The sequence below is a fragment of the Citrobacter sp. C348 genome (assembly GCF_047467975.1).
GTDB lineage: Bacteria > Pseudomonadota > Gammaproteobacteria > Enterobacterales > Enterobacteriaceae > Citrobacter > Citrobacter gillenii.
The window spans coordinates 166,543-184,926 of record NZ_JASJUJ010000007.1; the positions used below are offsets into that span (position 1 = coordinate 166,543).

The following is an 18,384-nucleotide window of genomic DNA, read 5'->3' on the forward strand; positions in this document are numbered from 1 at the left end:
ACGTAAATGGTGTTTTGTGCTATATGGATTTTTCATATCGCTATATTGTTCTGGTTTTTAGATCCCACCTTGCTTTAAAACGTTATAAGCGTTTAAATTGCGCACCATGTGCTGTCATACCGACTGCATTTACGCGGTAAATCGAAAAACTATTCTTCGCCGCGCCAGACTGGGAGAATTTCCCGCTGGACTTGCTTAAAAATGCCGCTGTATCGTCCCTGCAAGGGAAAGGCAAAAATTTAACTTTTACAACACCACATTCACACCACAGGCAGTAAGACTTTATGACCCATCAGTTAAAATCACGCGATATCATCGCACTGGGATTTATGACATTTGCACTGTTCGTTGGCGCAGGTAACATTATTTTCCCTCCAATGGTTGGTTTGCAGGCCGGCGAACACGTCTGGACTGCGGCTTTTGGCTTTCTGATTACCGCTGTTGGCCTGCCGGTGCTTACCGTTGTGGCGCTGGCGAAAGTTGGTGGTGGTGTGGACAGCCTGAGTACCCCGATCGGCAAGGTCGCAGGTTTACTGCTGGCCACCGTCTGTTATCTGGCGGTAGGGCCGTTATTCGCTACGCCGCGTACCGCAACGGTCTCTTTTGAAGTGGGGATTGCTCCGCTGACCGGTGACTCCGCGCTGCCGCTGTTTATCTATAGCGTGGTCTATTTCGCAATTGTTATCCTGGTGTCACTCTATCCGGGCAAACTGTTGGATACCGTGGGGAATTTCCTCGCGCCGCTGAAAATTCTGGCGCTGGTTGTGTTGTCTGTCGCTGCGATTGTCTGGCCTGCCGGTTCGATCAGCAATGCCATGGAAGCCTATCAAACCGCGGCGTTTTCTAACGGCTTCGTAAACGGCTATCTGACGATGGATACGCTGGGTGCGATGGTGTTTGGTATTGTTATCGTTAATGCAGCTCGTTCGCGTGGTGTTACCGAAGCACGTCTGCTGACGCGTTATACCGTCTGGGCGGGTTTGATGGCCGGTATCGGCTTAACGCTGCTGTACCTCGCGTTATTCCGTCTGGGTTCAGACAGCGCGATTCTGGTCGATCAGTCTGCTAACGGCGCGGCAATTCTGCATGCGTATGTTCAGCACACCTTCGGCGGTGCAGGTAGCCTGCTGCTGGCCGCGTTGATTTTCATCGCTTGCCTGGTGACGGCGGTTGGCCTGACTTGTGCGTGTGCTGAGTTCTTTGCGCAGTACATTCCACTGTCTTACCGTACGCTGGTGTTTATCCTTGGCGGCTTCTCGATGGTGGTGTCAAACCTCGGCTTGAGCCACCTGATTCAGATCTCGATTCCGGTCCTGACGGCTATTTATCCGCCCTGTATCGCACTGGTTGTATTAAGCTTTACCCGCTCATGGTGGCATAATTCTTCCCGCGTCATTGCTCCTGCGATGTTTATCAGCCTGATTTTTGGTATCCTTGATGGCATTAAAGCTTCTGCAATTGGCGACGTATTACCGGCCTGGACCCAGCGTTTACCGCTGGCAGAGCAAGGTCTGGCGTGGTTGATGCCAACAGTCGTGATGGTGGTCCTGGCCGTAATTTGGGACCGCGCAGCAGGTCGACAAGTGACCTCCAGCGCACACTAATATCACTGACAATAAGTTTTAACCACGGGGCTATTAATATGGCCCCGTGGTTTTTTTATTGTGTTAACAGGTTAGGAATCGATGGAAAGTAATAACAAGCTAAAGCGTGGGCTGAGCACCCGGCACATCCGCTTTATGGCATTAGGTTCGGCAATTGGTACCGGGCTGTTCTATGGCTCTGCCGATGCCATCAAAATGGCAGGGCCGAGCGTGTTGCTGGCCTATATTATCGGCGGCGCGGCGGCGTACATTATCATGCGCGCGCTGGGCGAAATGTCCGTTCATAACCCGGCAGCCAGCTCGTTCTCGCGCTATGCCCAGGAAAACCTCGGACCGTTGGCTGGCTACATTACCGGCTGGACCTACTGTTTTGAAATCCTGATTGTCGCCATTGCCGACGTGACCGCCTTCGGTATTTATATGGGCGTCTGGTTCCCGGCAGTGCCGCACTGGATTTGGGTTCTGAGCGTGGTGCTGATTATCTGTGCCATCAACCTGATGAGTGTGAAGGTGTTTGGCGAACTGGAGTTCTGGTTCTCATTCTTTAAGGTCGCCACCATCATCATTATGATTGTCGCCGGTTTTGGCATCATCATTTGGGGGATCGGCAACGGTGGGCAACCAACCGGCATCCATAACCTGTGGAGCAACGGTGGGTTCTTCAGTAACGGCTGGCTCGGTATGGTGATGTCGTTGCAGATGGTGATGTTCGCCTATGGTGGTATTGAAATCATCGGTATTACCGCCGGTGAAGCGAAGAACCCGCAGGAGTCGATCCCGCGTGCAATTAACTCCGTGCCGATGCGAATCCTCGTGTTTTACGTGGGCACGCTGTTTGTCATTATGTCTATTTACCCGTGGAACCAGGTGGGCACCGACGGTAGCCCGTTCGTCCTGACGTTCCAGCATATGGGAATTACCTTTGCTGCGGGTATTCTTAACTTTGTGGTGCTGACCGCCTCGCTGTCGGCGATCAACTCTGATGTCTTTGGCGTGGGCCGTATGCTGCACGGTATGGCGGAGCAGGGAAGCGCACCGAAAATGTTCGCCAAAACCTCGCGTCGCGGCGTGCCGTGGGTAACGGTAATGGTGATGACCATTGCCCTGCTGTTTGCGGTGTATCTCAACTACATCATGCCGGAGAATATCTTCCTGGTCATTGCCTCGCTGGCGACGTTTGCTACGGTGTGGGTGTGGATCATGATCCTGCTGTCGCAGATTGCCTTCCGCCGTCGTCTGCCGCCGGAAGAGGTCAAAGCACTGACGTTTAAAGTACCGGGCGGTGTGGTCACGACGGTGATTGGCCTGATTTTCTTGGTCTTTATCATCGCGCTTATTGGCTACCATCCGGATACCCGTATTTCGCTGTACGTTGGTTTTGCGTGGATTGCCCTGCTGCTGGTGGGGTGGGTGTTCAAACGCCGCCGTGCGCGTCAACCGGCTGAAGCACAGTAATTTTTTTGCCGGGTAAGGCTTGCGCCTCCCGGCATTTTCTCCTCCCCCGAACTCCTCCCCCAATAAACGTTAAGATGATGAGTGATCCTTAACTTTCCTATGGCAAGGTGACTTCATTTTCATCAAAGGGGATACGTGATGTTGAACGCCTGGCACCTTCCGGTTGCCCCATTTGTTAAGCAAAACAAAGATAAACTGACGATTACGCTCTGGCTGGCAGGGGACAATCCACCCCAGCGGGTCACGTTACGCGCAGAAAATGATAACGAAGAGATTTCGCTCAGCATGCATAAGCAGCGCAGCCAGCCGCAGCCTGGCGTGACCGCGTGGCGCGCGGCAATAGATCTCTCCTGCGGCCAGCCTCGTCGACGCTATAGTTTTAAGCTGCTGTGGCTCGATCGCCAGCTGTGGTTTACCCCGCAAGGGTTCAGCCGATTTCCGCCCGCGCGGCTGGAACAGTTTGCTGTGGATGTGCCAGACAATGGTCCGCAATGGGTGGCCGACCAGGTTTTCTATCAGATTTTCCCGGACCGCTTTGCCCGCGGTCAGTCGCGCGATACAGAACAGGATAATGTCTATTACCACCACGCGGCCGGGCACGATATTGTGCAGCGCGACTGGGACGAACCGCTGAACGCACAGGCCGGAGGCTCGACGTTCTATGGTGGTGATTTGGACGGGATCAGCGAGAAGCTGCCGTACCTGAAAAGCTTAGGGGTAACAGCACTGTATCTGAACCCGGTGTTTATCGCACCGAGCGTGCATAAATACGATACCGAAGATTATCGCCATGTTGACCCCCGGTTTGGTGGCGACAGGGCGCTATTACGCCTGCGGCATAACACGCAGCAACAGGGAATGCGCCTGGTGTTGGACGGCGTATTCAATCACAGCGGCGACTCCCATGCCTGGTTTGACCGGCATAATCTCGGGACGGAAGGAGCGTGCCATAATCCGGATTCGCCCTGGCGCGACTGGTATCATTTCTCTGACGACGGCGTCGCGCTGGACTGGTTGGGGTACTCAAGCCTGCCCAAGCTGGACTTCGCCTCGGAAAGCCTGGTGAATGAAATTTATCGCGGCGAGGACAGCATTGTCCGTCACTGGTTAAAAGCGCCGTGGAGCATGGACGGCTGGCGGCTTGATGTTGTGCACATGCTGGGAGAAGCCGGTGGAGCGCGCAATAACCTGCAGCATGTGGCCGGGATCACCCAGGCGGCGAAAGAAACGCAGCCAGAAGCCTATGTGGTCGGTGAACACTTTGGCGATGCGCGCCAGTGGCTGCAGGCCGATGCCGAAGATGCCGCCATGAACTACCGTGGTTTTACCTTCCCGCTGTGGGGATTTCTCGCCAACACCGACATCTCTTACGATCCGCAGTCTATTGATGCTCAAACGTGCATGGCGTGGATGGATAACTACCGTGCGGGACTGTCGCATCAGCAGCAGTTGCGTATGTTCAACCAGCTCGACAGCCACGATACCGCTCGTTTTAAATCTTTACTGGGCAAAGATGTTGCGCGCCTGCCTCTGGCGGTGGTGTGGCTGTTTACGTGGCCTGGCGTGCCGTGTATTTACTACGGTGATGAAGTGGGGCTGGATGGAAATAACGATCCGTTCTGTCGTAAACCGTTCCCGTGGCAGAAGGATCAACAGGACGGCGAACTGCTGGCGCTGTATCAGCGGTTGGCGAAATTACGTCATCACAGCAAGGCGCTACGCCACGGCGGCTGTCAGGTGATTTATGCCGAGGACAACGTGGTGGTGTTTGTGCGGGTACTTAACCAGCAGCGCGTACTGGTGGCGATTAACCGGGGACACGCCTGTGAAGTGGTGCTGCCGTCGTCGCCGTTGCTCAATGTCGCACAGTGGCAGCACAAAGAGGGCAAGGGTCAGGTGGTTGGCGATGTGCTGACGCTGCCGGCGATCTCGGCGTCGGTGTGGATGAGTTATTGATATAAATGCGCAATCTCCGGGCTTGCCTGCAGCGTTTCCCGCCACCAGCGCTGCGCCAGCCCGTCGCTGTTATTGCGCCACGCCATATAGGCGACATCCTGTTGGCGGAATGAGGTGACCGTTTTTTCCACCAGCTCGCCCGTTTCCAGCCACGGGCCGGCAATATGGCGGGGAAGAAAACCGCAGCCCATTCCTGCACGGAGTAACATCACTTTACTGTGGAAATCATCGACGCGAATTTGCGCCTGTTCATCCATCAGGTTGCTCTGCAAGGGGTGACAAAAGCGGGCGCTGTCGCTTATCACAATCGCCCGGTGCAGACACAGCTGTTCGTTTGTTAAGTCAGCCTGTGCTGTGGCCAGGGGATGGGTAGGCGCGACAACAAATACGTTATCAAGCGTGCCGAGCATTTTGTAAGACCAGGCGGCAGATGTCGGGGGTTCATTAATCGCGCCCAGAATAATATCTGCCCCATTATGGGTGAGTTCTTCCCAGGAACCTGCCAGCGTATGGTGGGTGAAGTTGAGACGCGTTTGCTTATTGAGGGCGTCAAATGCCTCGATAATGGGCAACAGCGCGGCGAAGGGAAATGATGCATCCAGCGCGATCGCCAGCTCTTTCTCCCAGCCTGAACTCAGCTGTATTGCCTGTTTTTCGAGATCTTTCGCCGCGCTGAGCAGCAAACGCCCCTTTTCCAGCATCATCAGCCCGGTATCAGTAAACTTTGCCCGATGTCCGGAACGGTCGAGCAATTCGATATTCAAATCACTTTCCAGCTTCTGAATCATATAGCTGAGTGCGGCAGGGGTTTTGAACAGCGATTCAGCCGCGGCGGCAAATGAGCCTTGCTTGTCGAGTGCGTCGAGAATAAGCAGAACGTCCAGATTAATGCGCATAAACGGAAATTACCCTGAAAATTAAACCCTTCTGTTGTACCGAATGCAGAAAAACAATGCCAGTGAATAAATTAGATGAGTCATGCGCATTTTTTTGATGTTGTTTAGGATATATCGCAACACAGAATTAATAGTTTCACAGAACGGTAAGTTTTCTTTAATAACTCGTTAGAAATTTCCCGCTATACTCAACAAGCTTTCTGATTCAGGATCCTGCTGCTGACGGCAGTTACAGCCCGTCGCCTTTTAACTTATTGATTAAGAAGGTGTGCTATGTCTATTCGGGAACTGATTGATCCACAAAATTCTACGCTTATTTTTATTGACCATCAGCCGCAAATGTCATTTGGTGTGGCGAATATCGATCGCCAGACGTTGAAAAATAATACTGTTGCATTAGCCAAAGCAGGCAAGATATTTAATGTGCCGGTCATTTATACCTCGGTTGAAACGCAAAGTTTTAGTGGTTATATCTGGCCGGAGTTATTAGCCGTGCATCCTGATGTAAAACCGATTGAACGTACCTCTATGAACTCGTGGGAAGATGCGGCTTTCGTACAAGCGGTGAAAGCGACCGGGCGTAAGAAACTGATTATCTCTGCGTTATGGACCGAAGTCTGTCTGACCTTTCCGGCGTTGATGGCGCTGGAAGAGGGTTTTGAAGTTTATGTGGTGACCGACACCTCCGGCGGTACCTCCGTAGATGCCCATGAGCGCTCTATTGACCGTATGGTGCAGGCTGGCGCGGTACCAGTAACCTGGCAGCAGGTGCTGCTTGAGTACCAACGCGACTGGTCACGTAAAGAAACCTATGATGCGGTAATGAATCTGGTTCGTGAGCATAGCGGTGCCTACGGTATGGGCGTGGATTATGCCTACACCATGGTGCATGGCGCGCCGGAACGTAAAGCTTAAATACACTTCATCCTTCATGTTGCATCTTTGTTGGCTTCGTTTGCGTATCCCGGTCACTTACTTATGTATGCTCCCGGGGATACACAATCTTGCCGCCTCGATGCACCATGAATGATTTTGTGTATTGCTTTCCTGGCCTAAGCGGCCTGTTTCCTCTCAACAAGGAATCCTTCATGGCGCAGAACAAACATGTGACGTTGGTGATTACTCACACCCTGTTGCCTGAGCAGGCGCAGCGGTATGAGCAGTGGCTGGGGAAAATTATGCCGGTGGCTGCAGAATTTCCCGGTCATCTCGGGGCGAATGTGATTCGCCCTGCGGATGGCGAGAATCTGTGGAACATTATTATCCGCTTCGACACGCTGGAACATCTGTACAGCTGGACCCAGTCCGATACGCGCCGTGTGCTGGTGGAAGAGATCGCTCCTCTGCTGGCAGAAGGTGATAAAACCGAAATTCGTACTGAAGCGGCGTTCTGGTTTACGCCTCCCACGGCCCATGTACGCCAGCCCAGGCGCTGGAAACAGTTCCTGATAACACTGCTGGTGATTTTCCCCAGCACGAACCTGGTCCCCTGGCTGACCAGCATGGTGCTGCCCTCATTGAAGGGGTCGTTACTTCTGCATCTGATCAATGATGCTTGTGTGGTTGCGCTGGTGGTCTGGCTGTGGATGCCCATCGTAACCCGTCTGTTTGCCGGATGGCTGAAAAAAGCCTGACCGGTTTATCAGGAGATTGTTATGTCTCAAACTGCCACACTGATTCTGACTCACGGAAAAATTCATACTCTCGACAGACAAAGCCCACAGGTCGAGGCGGTAGCGATCGCCAACGGGAGGATCCTGGCTACCGGTAACCACGAGCAGGTAATGAGCTTTGCCGCCGAAGGGACGCAGGTTGTCGATCTGCAAGGTCATACCGTGATCCCGGGTCTTAATGATTCGCACCTGCATCTGATTCGCGGCGGGTTGAATTACAACCTGGAACTGCGCTGGGAAGGCGTACCGTCACTGGCCGATGCGCTGCGTATGCTCAAAGAACAGGCCGACCGCACGCCGTCGCCGCAGTGGGTGCGCGTGGTCGGCGGCTGGAGTGAATTTCAGTTTGCTGAACGGCGTATGCCGACGCTGGAAGAACTGAACGACGCTGCGCCGGATACCCCGGTGTTCGTTTTGCATCTCTACGACCGGGCGTTGTTAAATCGCGCGGCGCTGAAAGCTGTGGGTTACACCAAAGCGACGCCGGACCCGGCGGGGGGTGAAATTGTCCGCGACAGCAACGGTAATCCGACCGGGATGCTAATCGCCAAACCGAACGCCATGATCCTGTACTCAACACTGGCGAAAGGGCCAAAATTACCGCTGGAAATGCAGGTGAACTCGACCCGCCAGTTTATGCGCGAGCTGAACCGTCTGGGATTGACCAGCGCTATCGATGCGGGCGGTGGCTTCCAGAACTACCCGGAAGATTACGAGATAATCGAGCAACTGCATGCCAACAAACAGATGACGGTACGCATTGCCTATAACCTGTTTACCCAGCGTCCGAAGCAGGAGGTCGAAGACTTTGAACGCTGGACCGATATGCTCAAGCCTGGGCAGGGCACGGATTTTTACCGTGCTAATGGGGCCGGGGAAATGCTGGTCTTCTCGGCGGCCGATTTCGAAGACTTCTTGCAGCCACGCCCGGATTTACCTGAAGGCATGGAAGATGAGCTGGAGCGTGTGGTGCGACATCTGGTGGAACATCGCTGGCCGTTCCGTCTGCATGCCACTTATGATGAGTCTATCAGCCGTATGCTCGATGTGTTCGAGAAGGTAAACCGTGATATCCCGTTCAACGGTCTGCACTGGTTCTTCGATCACGCAGAAACGATCACCGGGCGTAACATCGATCGTGTAAAAGCGCTGGGTGGCGGGATCGCGGTTCAGCATCGGATGGCATTCCAGGGCGAGTATTTTGTCGATCGCTATGGGAAAGATGCGGTGAAACATACGCCGCCGGTGGCGAAAATGTTGGCGGCGGAGGTGCCGGTAGGTTTGGGTACCGATGCGACTCGTGTGGCGAGCTACAACCCGTGGACGGCATTGTACTGGCTGGTGTCCGGGCGTACCGTCGGCGGTATGGCGATGTATGACGACGATAATCGCCTGCCGCGCGACGTGGCGCTTGAGCTGTGGACCGCGGGCAGCGCCTGGTTCTCCAGCGAGCAGGGTAAGAAAGGGCGTATTGCCAACGATCAGCTTGCCGACCTGGTGGTGCTGTCAAAAGATTATTTCAGCGTGCAGGAAGAAGAGATCAAAGGTATTGAATCGGTAATGACGGTTGTGGACGGCAAAGTCGTCTATGCCGCCGGGCATTTCATGCCGCTGGCGCCGCCTGCTATTCCGGTGGTTCCTGACTGGTCGCCGGTGGTGAAGGTGCCGGGGCATTACCGTTCTGCGCCGCCGGTGGCCGCAAGAGTTGGCGCGATGGTGCAAATGCATCAGTGCTGCGGCAGCTGCGGCGTACATGGTCATCAGCATGATATCGCGCGTAAGTCGGGAATTCCTGTGTCAGATGACCGGGCTTTCTGGGGCGCGCTGGGTTGTTCGTGCTTTGCGTTTTAATGAAAATACAGATTCGACAGCCATAAAAAAGGCCCGCAATTTGCGGGCCTTGTTCAATTCATGCCAAATTACAGGCTGGAGACATTTTCGGTCAGGTATTTTGCCACGCCGTCCGGAGACGCGTTCATACCTTCTTTACCTTTTTCCCACTGTGCCGGGCAAACGTCGCCGTGCTCTTCGTGGAACTGCAGCGCGTCAACCATACGCAGCATTTCGTCGATATTACGACCCAGCGGCAGGTCGTTAACCACCTGGTGGCGAACAATGCCGTTCGCGTCGATCAGGAAAGAACCACGCAGCGCAACGCCCGCTTCCGGGTGCTCGATGCCGTAAGCTTTCTGGATTTCGCGCTTGATGTCAGCAACCATTGCGTATTTCACTGCACCGATGCCGCCTTTGTCGACAGGGGTGTTACGCCATGCGTTATGGACAAACTCAGAGTCAAAAGAAACGCCAACCACTTCAACGCCGCGCTTCTGGAATTCTTCGTAACGTTTGTCGAACGCGATCAGTTCAGACGGGCAAACGAAGGTGAAGTCCATCGGCCAGAAGAACAGAACGGTGGTTTTACCGTTGGTATGCTGTTTGAAGTTGAAGTTATCAACAATCTCACCGCTACCCAGTACCGCAGCTGCTGTGAAATCCGGAGCCTGACGAGTTACCAGTACCATATAATTCTCCTGCAAAGTTAAGGGTTTTGTGGAACGCAACGCGGGCCAGTATAGAGAGTGTTCGGGAAGAAGACAAAGAGGCGCTGACAATCAATGAGACAGGTTTTGGCTATCAATGTTTTGCCGGATGGTGGCGTCACCTTATTCGGCCCAGTGCTGTCGGGCGATCAAAGTGCTTTACGGCGGGCCTGTTCCATCATCTGCGGATAAAAACGCCAGAAGCGTTCTTCCAGTGCGTCGTAATGTCTGTCCAGGTCATACCACGAGTCGCGCAGGGCATCGAGACGCGGGCGGCGGCTGGCCATGCCATTGAGCACATCCTGGATAAAATCCATATCCTGATAGCGCTCCAGCCATTTCTCTGACCACATGTAATTGTTCAGATTGACAAAGCGCGGCGGCGATTCTGGCAAAATAGTGGCAACCTGGGTGTGGGCGTAGCGGACAAAGTCGGTCAACGGGAAATCCGGCGAGATTTCTGCCCAGTGACGAGATAAAAAGTGATCCCACATCACATCCAGCGTAATCGGCGCGACGCGGCGCGTTTCGCTGCGAAACCACTCTTTAGCTTCACGGACTTCCGGCAGGTTGTCGGTCATGACGTCTATTCGACGATGCATGAAAATGCCGTCCACCACCTCAGGCGCAAAACTGGATGCCGGGTTTCCGCGAACAAAATCCGCCAGCAGGTTGCCGGAGAGTGAACTGTCGGCTAAATGCGCCAGATGTAAATGTGCAAGAAAATTCATTATCGATTATCTGTCCAAAAGCGGGGTAAAGGTTGCAGGGAAAGCGCCCCGGCACTAGACTACCCGCCTCTTATTTTAGTCTGAGTCAGTGTCATGCGCGTTACCGATTTCACCTTTGAACTTCCTGAATCCCTGATTGCCCACTATCCGCAAGCAGAGCGCAGTAGCTGCCGCTTGCTGTCACTGGATGGGCCAACGGGCGCGCTGACGCACGGTACTTTCACCGATTTGCTCGACAAGCTCAACCCCGGAGATCTTCTGGTCTTTAACAATACCCGCGTGATCCCGGCCCGCCTGTTTGGGCGTAAAGCCAGCGGCGGCAAGATTGAAGTGCTGGTTGAGCGCATGCTCGATGACAAACGTATTCTGGCTCATATTCGCGCATCCAAAGCGCCGAAGCCGGGTGCTGAGCTGTTGCTGGGCGATGATGAAAGCATTAAAGCGACGATGGTTGCGCGCCATGATGCGCTGTTTGAAGTGGCGTTTGACGACGAACGCAGCGTACTGGATATTCTCAACGCCATCGGTCATATGCCGCTGCCACCGTATATCGACCGCCCGGATGAAGACGCCGACCGCGAACTGTACCAGACTGTATACAGCGAAAAACCGGGCGCCGTAGCTGCACCGACCGCGGGCCTGCACTTTGACGATCCGCTGTTGGCAAAATTGCGCGACAAAGGCATTGAGATGGCGTTTGTGACGCTGCACGTTGGGGCGGGGACGTTCCAGCCGGTGCGCGTAGACACCATTGAAGATCACACCATGCATTCCGAATATGCGGAAGTTCCGCAGGACGTGGTTGACGCGGTACTGGCGGCGAAAGCGCGCGGTAATCGCGTGATCGCGGTAGGGACGACCTCAGTTCGTTCGCTGGAAAGCGCGGCTCAGGCGGCGAAAAATGATCTGATTGAACCGTTCTTCGGGGATACGCAAATCTTTATCTACCCGGGCTATCAGTACAACGTCATCGATGCGCTGATAACCAACTTCCATCTCCCTGAATCGACATTGATTATGTTGGTTTCGGCGTTTGCAGGTTATAAAAACACCATGAACGCCTATCATGAAGCGGTTAAAGCGGAATATCGCTTTTTTAGTTACGGTGATGCGATGTTTATCACGTACAATCCGCAGGCTATTTCTGAGCGTGTCGGGGAGTAAGTTCCCGGCATGAGTATTTTACGTCGGACTGTTTTTCTGACGCAGGAGTTAAGATGAAATTTGAACTGGATACCACAGACGGTCGCGCTCGCCGCGGACGCCTGGTTTTTGATCGTGGCGTAGTGGAAACGCCTGCTTTTATGCCTGTCGGTACCTACGGTACGGTGAAAGGTATGACGCCGGAAGAAGTTGAAGCGACCGGCGCACAAATTATTCTGGGCAATACCTTCCACCTGTGGCTGCGCCCGGGGCAGGAAATCATGAAGCTGCATGGCGATTTACATGACTTCATGCAGTGGAAAGGCCCGATCCTCACCGATTCCGGTGGTTTCCAGGTATTCAGCCTGGGCGATATCCGTAAGATTACCGAGCAGGGTGTGCATTTCCGCAACCCGATCAACGGCGATCCGATTTTCCTCGATCCTGAGAAATCGATGGAGATTCAATACGATCTCGGTTCCGATATCGTGATGATTTTCGACGAATGTACACCGTATCCGGCTGACTGGGACTATGCTAAACGCTCTATGGAGATGTCATTGCGTTGGGCGCAGCGTAGCCGTGACCGTTTTGATAGCCTCGGCAACAAAAATGCGCTTTTTGGCATCATTCAGGGCAGCGTTTACGAAGATTTACGTGATATCTCTGTTAAAGGTCTGGTAGATATAGGCTTTGATGGCTACGCTGTCGGCGGTTTGGCTGTGGGTGAACCGAAAGAAGACATGCACCGTATTCTGGAACATGTTTGCCCGCAAATTCCGGCAGATAAACCTCGTTACCTGATGGGCGTCGGCAAACCGGAAGATCTGGTTGAAGGCGTGCGTCGTGGTATCGATATGTTTGACTGTGTGATGCCAACGCGAAATGCCCGTAATGGCCATTTGTTTGTGACTGACGGCGTGGTAAAAATTCGTAACGCGAAACATAAAAGCGACACCAGTCCGCTCGATGCTGAGTGCGATTGTTACACCTGTCGCAATTATTCACGCGCTTACTTGCATCATCTTGACCGTTGCAACGAAATATTGGGCGCGCGACTCAATACCATTCATAACCTTCGCTACTACCAGCGCTTGATGGCGGGTTTACGCAAGGCTATTGAAGAGGGTAAATTAGAGAGCTTCGTAACCGATTTTTACCAACGTCAGGGTCGACCTGTTCCACCTGTGAACGTTGATTAATTTTAATAATGAGGGAATTTGAATGAGCTTTTTTATTTCTGATGCGGTAGCGGCAACAGGTGCTCCGGCGCAGGGCAGCCCGATGTCTCTGATTCTGATGCTGGTGGTGTTTGGTCTGATCTTCTATTTCATGATCCTGCGCCCACAGCAAAAGCGTACCAAAGAACATAAAAATCTGATGAGCTCCATTGCCAAAGGTGATGAAGTCCTGACGAACGGTGGTCTGGTCGGTCGTGTGACCAAAGTAGCGGAAACTGGCTACATCTCTATCGCACTGAACGACACCACTGAAGTGGTTATCAAACGTGACTTCGTAGCTGCCGTTCTGCCGAAAGGCACCATGAAGGCGCTGTAATATTCCGTTTTCCCAAAGGGAACTGCCGTGTTAAACCGTTATCCTTTGTGGAAGTACATCATGCTGGTCGTCGTGATTATCGTCGGCCTGCTTTACGCACTTCCCAACCTGTATGGTGAGGATCCGGCTGTTCAAATCACTGGCGTGCGCGGTGCCGCCGCCAGTGAGCAAACGCTGATCCAGGTCCAGAAAACGTTACAAGAAGAAAAAATCACACCTAAGTCTGTGGCTCTGGAAGAGGGCGCTATTCTTGCGCGCTTCGACTCCACCGATACCCAATTGCGCGCGCGTGAAGTGCTGCTGGGCGTGCTGGGTGATCAATACGTCGTGGCGCTTAACCTTGCTCCGGCAACACCTCGCTGGCTGGCTGCTATTCACGCAGAACCGATGAAACTCGGTCTTGATCTGCGTGGCGGCGTTCACTTCCTGATGGAAGTGGATATGGACACCGCGCTGGGTAAACTGCAGGAACAAAATATCGATAGCCTGCGCAGCGATCTGCGTGAAAAAGGCATTCCTTATACTACCGTTCGTAAAGAAGATAACTACGGTCTGAGCATCACTTTCCGTGATGGCAAAGCGCGTGACGAGGCTATCTCTTACCTGAGCAAGCGTCATCAGGATCTGGTTATTTCCAGCCAGGGCAGCAATGCGCTGCGCGCGGTAATGACCGACGCGCGTCTGAGCGAAGCCCGTGAGTACGCGGTACAGCAGAACATCAATATTCTGCGTAATCGTGTTAACCAACTGGGTGTGGCTGAGCCGGTTGTTCAACGTCAGGGTGCCGACCGCATTGTGGTCGAACTGCCGGGTATTCAGGACACCGCGCGTGCGAAAGAGATTCTGGGCGCAACCGCGACGCTGGAGTTCCGTCTGGTAAACACTAACGTGGACCAGTCTGCGGCGGCATCCGGGCGCGTACCGGGTGACTCGGAAGTGAAACAGTCGCGTGAAGGGCAGCCGGTTGTGCTGTACAAACGCGTGATCCTGACCGGTGACCATATCACCGACTCCACTTCCAGCCAGGACGAATACAATCAGCCGCAGGTTAACATCTCGCTGGATAGCGCAGGTGGTAACATCATGTCTAACTTCACCAAGGACAACATCGGTAAGCCGATGGCGACCCTGTTCGTGGAGTACAAAGACAGCGGTAAGAAAGATGCCAACGGCCGTGCCGTGCTGGTGAAACAGGAAGAAGTGATTAACATCGCCAACATCCAGTCTCGCCTGGGTAACAGCTTCCGTATTACCGGTATCAACAACCCGAACGAAGCGCGTCAGCTTTCGCTGCTGCTGCGTGCCGGTGCGTTGATTGCGCCGATTCAGATTGTTGAAGAACGCACTATCGGCCCTACTCTGGGTATGCAGAACATCAAACAGGGTCTGGAAGCATGTCTGGCTGGTCTGGCTGTTTCTATTCTGTTTATGATCTTCTTCTACAAGAAGTTTGGTCTGATTGCGACCAGCGCGCTGATTGCGAACCTGGTACTGATTGTCGGTATCATGTCGCTGCTGCCGGGCGCTACGCTAAGTATGCCGGGTATCGCGGGGATCGTCTTAACCCTTGCCGTGGCGGTCGATGCGAACGTACTGATCAACGAACGTATCAAAGAAGAGTTGAGTAACGGACGTTCGATTCAGCAGGCGATCAACGAAGGTTATGCGGGCGCATTCAGTTCCATCTTCGATGCGAACATTACGACGCTGATTAAAGTTCTGATCCTGTATGCAGTCGGTACCGGGGCAATTAAAGGGTTCGCGATTACTACCGGTATTGGTGTGGCGACGTCGATGTTTACCGCGATCGTCGGGACACGTGCCATCGTAAACCTGTTGTATGGCGGCAAGCGCGTCAAAAAGCTGTCAATCTGAGGAGTGCGAAGTGGCACAGGAATATACTGTTGAACAATTGAACCACGGCCGTAAAGTCATCGACTTTATGCGCTGGGACTACTGGGCTTTCGGCATCTCTGGTTTCCTGCTGATCGCAGCCATCGTGGTGATGGGTGTACGCGGGTTTAACTGGGGTCTCGATTTCACCGGTGGTACGGTGATTGAAATTACGCTGGAAAAACCGGCGGATATGGACGTGATGCGCGATGCGCTGGAGAAAGCGGGCTTTGTTGAGCCGCTTCTGCAGAACTTCGGTAGCAGTCACGACATTATGGTACGTATGCCGCCAACCGAAGGTGAAAACGGTGGGCAGGTGCTGGGTAGCAAGGTGCTGAGCGTCATTAACGAAGCCACCGACCAGAATGCTGCTGTCAAGCGTATCGAATTCGTCGGGCCTAGCGTCGGTGCCGATCTGGCGCAAAACGGTGCGATGGCGCTGATCGTAGCGCTGATCTCCATTCTCGTGTACGTCGGTTTCCGTTTTGAATGGCGACTGGCAGCGGGCGTGGTTATCTCGCTGGCGCACGACGTGATAATCACGCTTGGGATCCTGTCGTTGTTCCATATTGAGATTGACCTGACTATCGTCGCATCGTTGATGTCGGTTATCGGCTACTCGCTAAACGACAGCATCGTGGTTTCTGACCGTATTCGTGAGAACTTCCGCAAAATCCGTCGCGGGACGCCTTATGAAATCTTTAACGTGTCGCTGACCCAGACGCTACACCGTACGTTGATTACGTCCGGTACCACGTTAGTGGTTATTCTGATGCTGTACCTCTTCGGTGGTCCGGTACTGGAAGGCTTCTCGCTGACCATGCTTATCGGTGTGTCCATCGGTACTGCGTCTTCTATCTACGTAGCATCGGCGCTGGCGCTGAAGCTGGGCATGAAGCGTGAGCACATGCTGCAGCAGAAGGTCGAGAAAGAAGGGGCGGATCAGCCGTCTATTCTGCCGTAACTGACGCGGAGCGTAAGGTAAGAACTGGAATCCCGATCGCAAGGTCGGGATTTTTTTGCCTGAAGAAAGCCTACAAATTGTCTATGGGCTTTCAATAGACAAAAAAGCCAGCGATTAAGCTGGCTTTACGTAGGACGGTAGGCCGGATAAGCATCGCGCCATCCGGCAACAAACTCGCGTCGATTAGAAGTTGTAACCGACTACCAGGTAACCACCCCAACCGGTAGAACGAACGTTTTCTTTCATCCAGTTCAGGTCCGCGTCATCGTTCCACTGACCACCGTTGTGCCAGTAACGGGCAACAACAGAATAGTGCCAGTGGTCATAGTTCAGTGCCAGAATATGGCTGGAGGCGATAGAGTCGTTAGTACGCTGTTTAATGCCATTTTCAGCATAGGCGCTCTTATCACCCAGATCGGAACCCCAGTCAAAGTTGGTGAAACCGATGTAGCTCAGGTTACCGCCCCACAGTTCGGTAATGGGTACAAAGTACTTCACTTTGAAACGGTAGCCGTCCCAATCGTTTTCGTTCTCAGCGCCGTAGTTCTGCCATTGGTATTTAGCGTACACGTTCATGGACAGGCTCATTGGCAGGCCGGTGTCGATGTCGGTACCCAGGCCCATGTACCAGGTGCTCTGGCGGCCATCTTTGTTACGACCCATGTCGTAGATGTAGTTGTTGGCGAAATACCACTCTTTGAATGGACCGAAGCTCAGATCGGTACCGGTCAGTTTGTCGATGGAGAAACGGGGTTCGATTTCCATAAACAGTGGTGAACCGTGGTTCCAGATACCTTTCGCATCGGTGTTACCGCCGAAGAATACCGGTGCATCCATGTAGCCATAGAAGTCGAACCAGTCTTTTTTAGCGAAAGCTTCGTATTCCAGGTAGGTATCGTTACGGATCTGCGGTCCGAAACGGGTGTGGTAGCTGCCGACGACGTTAACGCTCTGGTGCCACCAGTCGGACAGGTATTCCGGTTTGTTGTTTTCTGCTGCATTAGCAGTGAAAGACGAGGAGAGCGCCAGCACTGCACCGGCTGCAAGTAATGTTTTTTTCATATGTATGCCACTGTTTGAAATCCCTTTCGGGAGTGAAAAAGGCGCAATTTGCGTTTCTAAATATTTCGTAATTCTTCGGAGCCTATTATAAAAATCATTGTTCACAAAAATATGTCTTGTTTCACAGTTCTATCATTTACGTAATCGATTGCGTTCACGTTTGCGTACTTTAGGCGGCGAATTGTACTGACTCACATGAATGTTGCCAAGTTTTACTAAAAATATCGGTGATGTCAGCGGAGTAACAAAATGACGGGGATGGGTGTTGCGGAACGCACAAAACGCTCCGCAAAAAAGTTTATTGGGTCACAGGCTGGATGTCATGGATGCGTACAAAGCCGAGTTGGTCAAGTGACAGGCCATTGAGCTGCAGCGGAATGTCTACGTCACTGGGGGCAAGAAGGCTTGCCGGAGCGTTGATCAATTCATTCTTAACGTTCACTTCCTGATAGTTGTCCGTGGTGCCCTGGATTTGCCCGTACTCTACGGTGGCGCTAAATGCCGGTAACGGTGTGTTGGATTCTCCCTGAATGCGCAGAGTCAGGCGCGTACCGTCCGCATTCGGTGCAATATTGACCAGTGACATGCGGAGCGTACCAATCTGGCTGTTCAGGCGGGCGGGGGTTTTCGAACCCGGTAATAAATAGACGCCGCGGGTGGATTTCGCATTCAACATATTTTGTTGCGTTATTTTTACCGTTTCCTGATTGAGCTGGGTCATCTCTTTGCTCAAGGTACTTACGGTTTGATGCATCTGTCGTACTTCGGCTTGCTGTGCGCAGGCATTAAGACTAAAGAGGCTTCCCACCAGGAGAATTCTTAGGTAACGTCTTGTCATTATGATTACTTCCTACATTGTCGCGATAGCATAATGGTAGTGTGCTCAGAGCACGAAGGCATCGATCCTTTG

The 18,384-nt window shown here is 53.1% G+C and carries 16 protein-coding genes; 11 read left to right on the plus strand and 5 right to left on the minus strand.

Going from position 1 to position 18,384, the window contains the following annotated elements; genetic code table 11:
* Window positions 1-284 precede the first annotated feature (284 nt).
* The 3 genes from brnQ to malZ all read left to right on the plus strand — a co-directional run bounded on the left by brnQ (window position 285) and on the right by malZ (window position 5,015).
* Complete coding sequence (brnQ, locus tag QNN86_RS14750; protein WP_414211450.1) at window positions 285-1,604, plus strand: branched-chain amino acid transporter carrier protein BrnQ; 1,320 nt, start codon at window positions 285-287, stop codon at window positions 1,602-1,604.
* A gap of 81 nt (window positions 1,605-1,685) precedes the next feature.
* Window positions 1,686-3,059 (plus strand): proline-specific permease ProY, encoded by a 1,374-nt coding sequence (gene proY, locus QNN86_RS14755; protein ID WP_181618785.1) that lies wholly within the window; start codon window positions 1,686-1,688, stop codon window positions 3,057-3,059.
* A 138-nt stretch (window positions 3,060-3,197) separates the two neighbouring features.
* Entirely contained in the window at window positions 3,198-5,015 is a 1,818-nt protein-coding gene (gene malZ / locus QNN86_RS14760) for a maltodextrin glucosidase (RefSeq protein ID WP_414211453.1), read from the plus strand.
* On the opposite strand, the gene QNN86_RS14765 is transcribed toward malZ, so the two are convergent.
* Window positions 5,009-5,911, minus strand: a complete 903-nt coding sequence (locus QNN86_RS14765) for a LysR family transcriptional regulator (protein ID WP_181618787.1) — start codon at window positions 5,909-5,911, stop codon at window positions 5,009-5,011. The two genes, malZ and QNN86_RS14765, sit on opposite strands and share 7 nt — an antisense overlap.
* A 273-nt stretch (window positions 5,912-6,184) precedes the next feature.
* Here QNN86_RS14765 and QNN86_RS14770 point away from each other — a divergent pair, with 273 nt between their 5' ends.
* The 3 genes from QNN86_RS14770 to QNN86_RS14780 all read left to right on the plus strand — a co-directional run bounded on the left by QNN86_RS14770 (window position 6,185) and on the right by QNN86_RS14780 (window position 9,435).
* The gene (locus QNN86_RS14770) at window positions 6,185-6,826 is read left to right on the plus strand and encodes a hydrolase (protein ID WP_181618788.1); all 642 of its coding nucleotides are present in this window, start codon (window positions 6,185-6,187) and stop codon (window positions 6,824-6,826) included.
* A 173-nt stretch (window positions 6,827-6,999) separates the two neighbouring features.
* Window positions 7,000-7,545 (plus strand): antibiotic biosynthesis monooxygenase, encoded by a 546-nt coding sequence (locus tag QNN86_RS14775; RefSeq protein WP_181618789.1) that lies wholly within the window; start codon window positions 7,000-7,002, stop codon window positions 7,543-7,545.
* A gap of 21 nt (window positions 7,546-7,566) precedes the next feature.
* Window positions 7,567-9,435, plus strand: coding sequence for an amidohydrolase (locus tag QNN86_RS14780; RefSeq protein WP_414211456.1), 1,869 nt, complete (start codon window positions 7,567-7,569; stop codon window positions 9,433-9,435).
* 68 nt (window positions 9,436-9,503) lie between these two features.
* Here the strand turns inward: QNN86_RS14780 and QNN86_RS14785 are convergent, their stop codons facing one another.
* Together QNN86_RS14785 and acpH are read right to left on the minus strand one after the other, a co-directional pair.
* Window positions 9,504-10,106: a peroxiredoxin gene (locus tag QNN86_RS14785; RefSeq protein WP_414211458.1), complete on the minus strand. Its 603-nt coding sequence runs from the start codon at window positions 10,104-10,106 to the stop codon at window positions 9,504-9,506.
* 167 nt (window positions 10,107-10,273) lie between these two features.
* Window positions 10,274-10,855 carry an ACP phosphodiesterase gene (gene acpH / locus QNN86_RS14790; RefSeq protein ID WP_414211460.1) on the minus strand — a complete coding sequence of 194 codons (582 nt, stop codon included), beginning with the start codon at window positions 10,853-10,855 and terminating at the stop codon, window positions 10,274-10,276.
* A 93-nt stretch (window positions 10,856-10,948) separates the two neighbouring features.
* Between acpH and queA the strand changes: the two genes are divergently transcribed.
* The 5 genes from queA to secF are packed head-to-tail and all read left to right on the plus strand — an operon-like array spanning window position 10,949 to window position 16,412.
* Entirely contained in the window at window positions 10,949-12,019 is a 1,071-nt protein-coding gene (gene queA, locus QNN86_RS14795) for a tRNA preQ1(34) S-adenosylmethionine ribosyltransferase-isomerase QueA (protein WP_414211462.1), read from the plus strand.
* A 53-nt stretch (window positions 12,020-12,072) separates the two neighbouring features.
* Window positions 12,073-13,200 (plus strand): tRNA guanosine(34) transglycosylase Tgt, encoded by a 1,128-nt coding sequence (tgt, locus tag QNN86_RS14800; protein WP_096758093.1) that lies wholly within the window; start codon window positions 12,073-12,075, stop codon window positions 13,198-13,200.
* Window positions 13,201-13,222: 22 nt separating this feature from the next.
* Entirely contained in the window at window positions 13,223-13,555 is a 333-nt protein-coding gene (yajC, locus tag QNN86_RS14805) for a preprotein translocase subunit YajC (RefSeq protein WP_052283894.1), read from the plus strand.
* Window positions 13,556-13,582: 27 nt separating this feature from the next.
* The gene (secD, locus tag QNN86_RS14810) at window positions 13,583-15,430 is read left to right on the plus strand and encodes a protein translocase subunit SecD (RefSeq protein WP_181618793.1); all 1,848 of its coding nucleotides are present in this window, start codon (window positions 13,583-13,585) and stop codon (window positions 15,428-15,430) included.
* 10 nt (window positions 15,431-15,440) lie between these two features.
* Entirely contained in the window at window positions 15,441-16,412 is a 972-nt protein-coding gene (gene secF, locus QNN86_RS14815) for a protein translocase subunit SecF (protein WP_181618794.1), read from the plus strand.
* A gap of 183 nt (window positions 16,413-16,595) precedes the next feature.
* Here secF and QNN86_RS14820 read toward each other — a convergent pair whose 3' ends face one another.
* Both QNN86_RS14820 and QNN86_RS14825 read right to left on the minus strand, forming a co-directional pair.
* A complete protein-coding gene (locus tag QNN86_RS14820) occupies window positions 16,596-17,474 on the minus strand; it encodes a nucleoside-specific channel-forming protein Tsx (RefSeq protein WP_181618795.1) in 879 nt (292 codons plus the stop codon).
* A gap of 298 nt (window positions 17,475-17,772) precedes the next feature.
* A complete protein-coding gene (locus QNN86_RS14825) occupies window positions 17,773-18,312 on the minus strand; it encodes a DUF3251 domain-containing protein (RefSeq protein ID WP_414211466.1) in 540 nt (179 codons plus the stop codon).
* Between the last annotated feature and the right edge of the window lie 72 nt (window positions 18,313-18,384).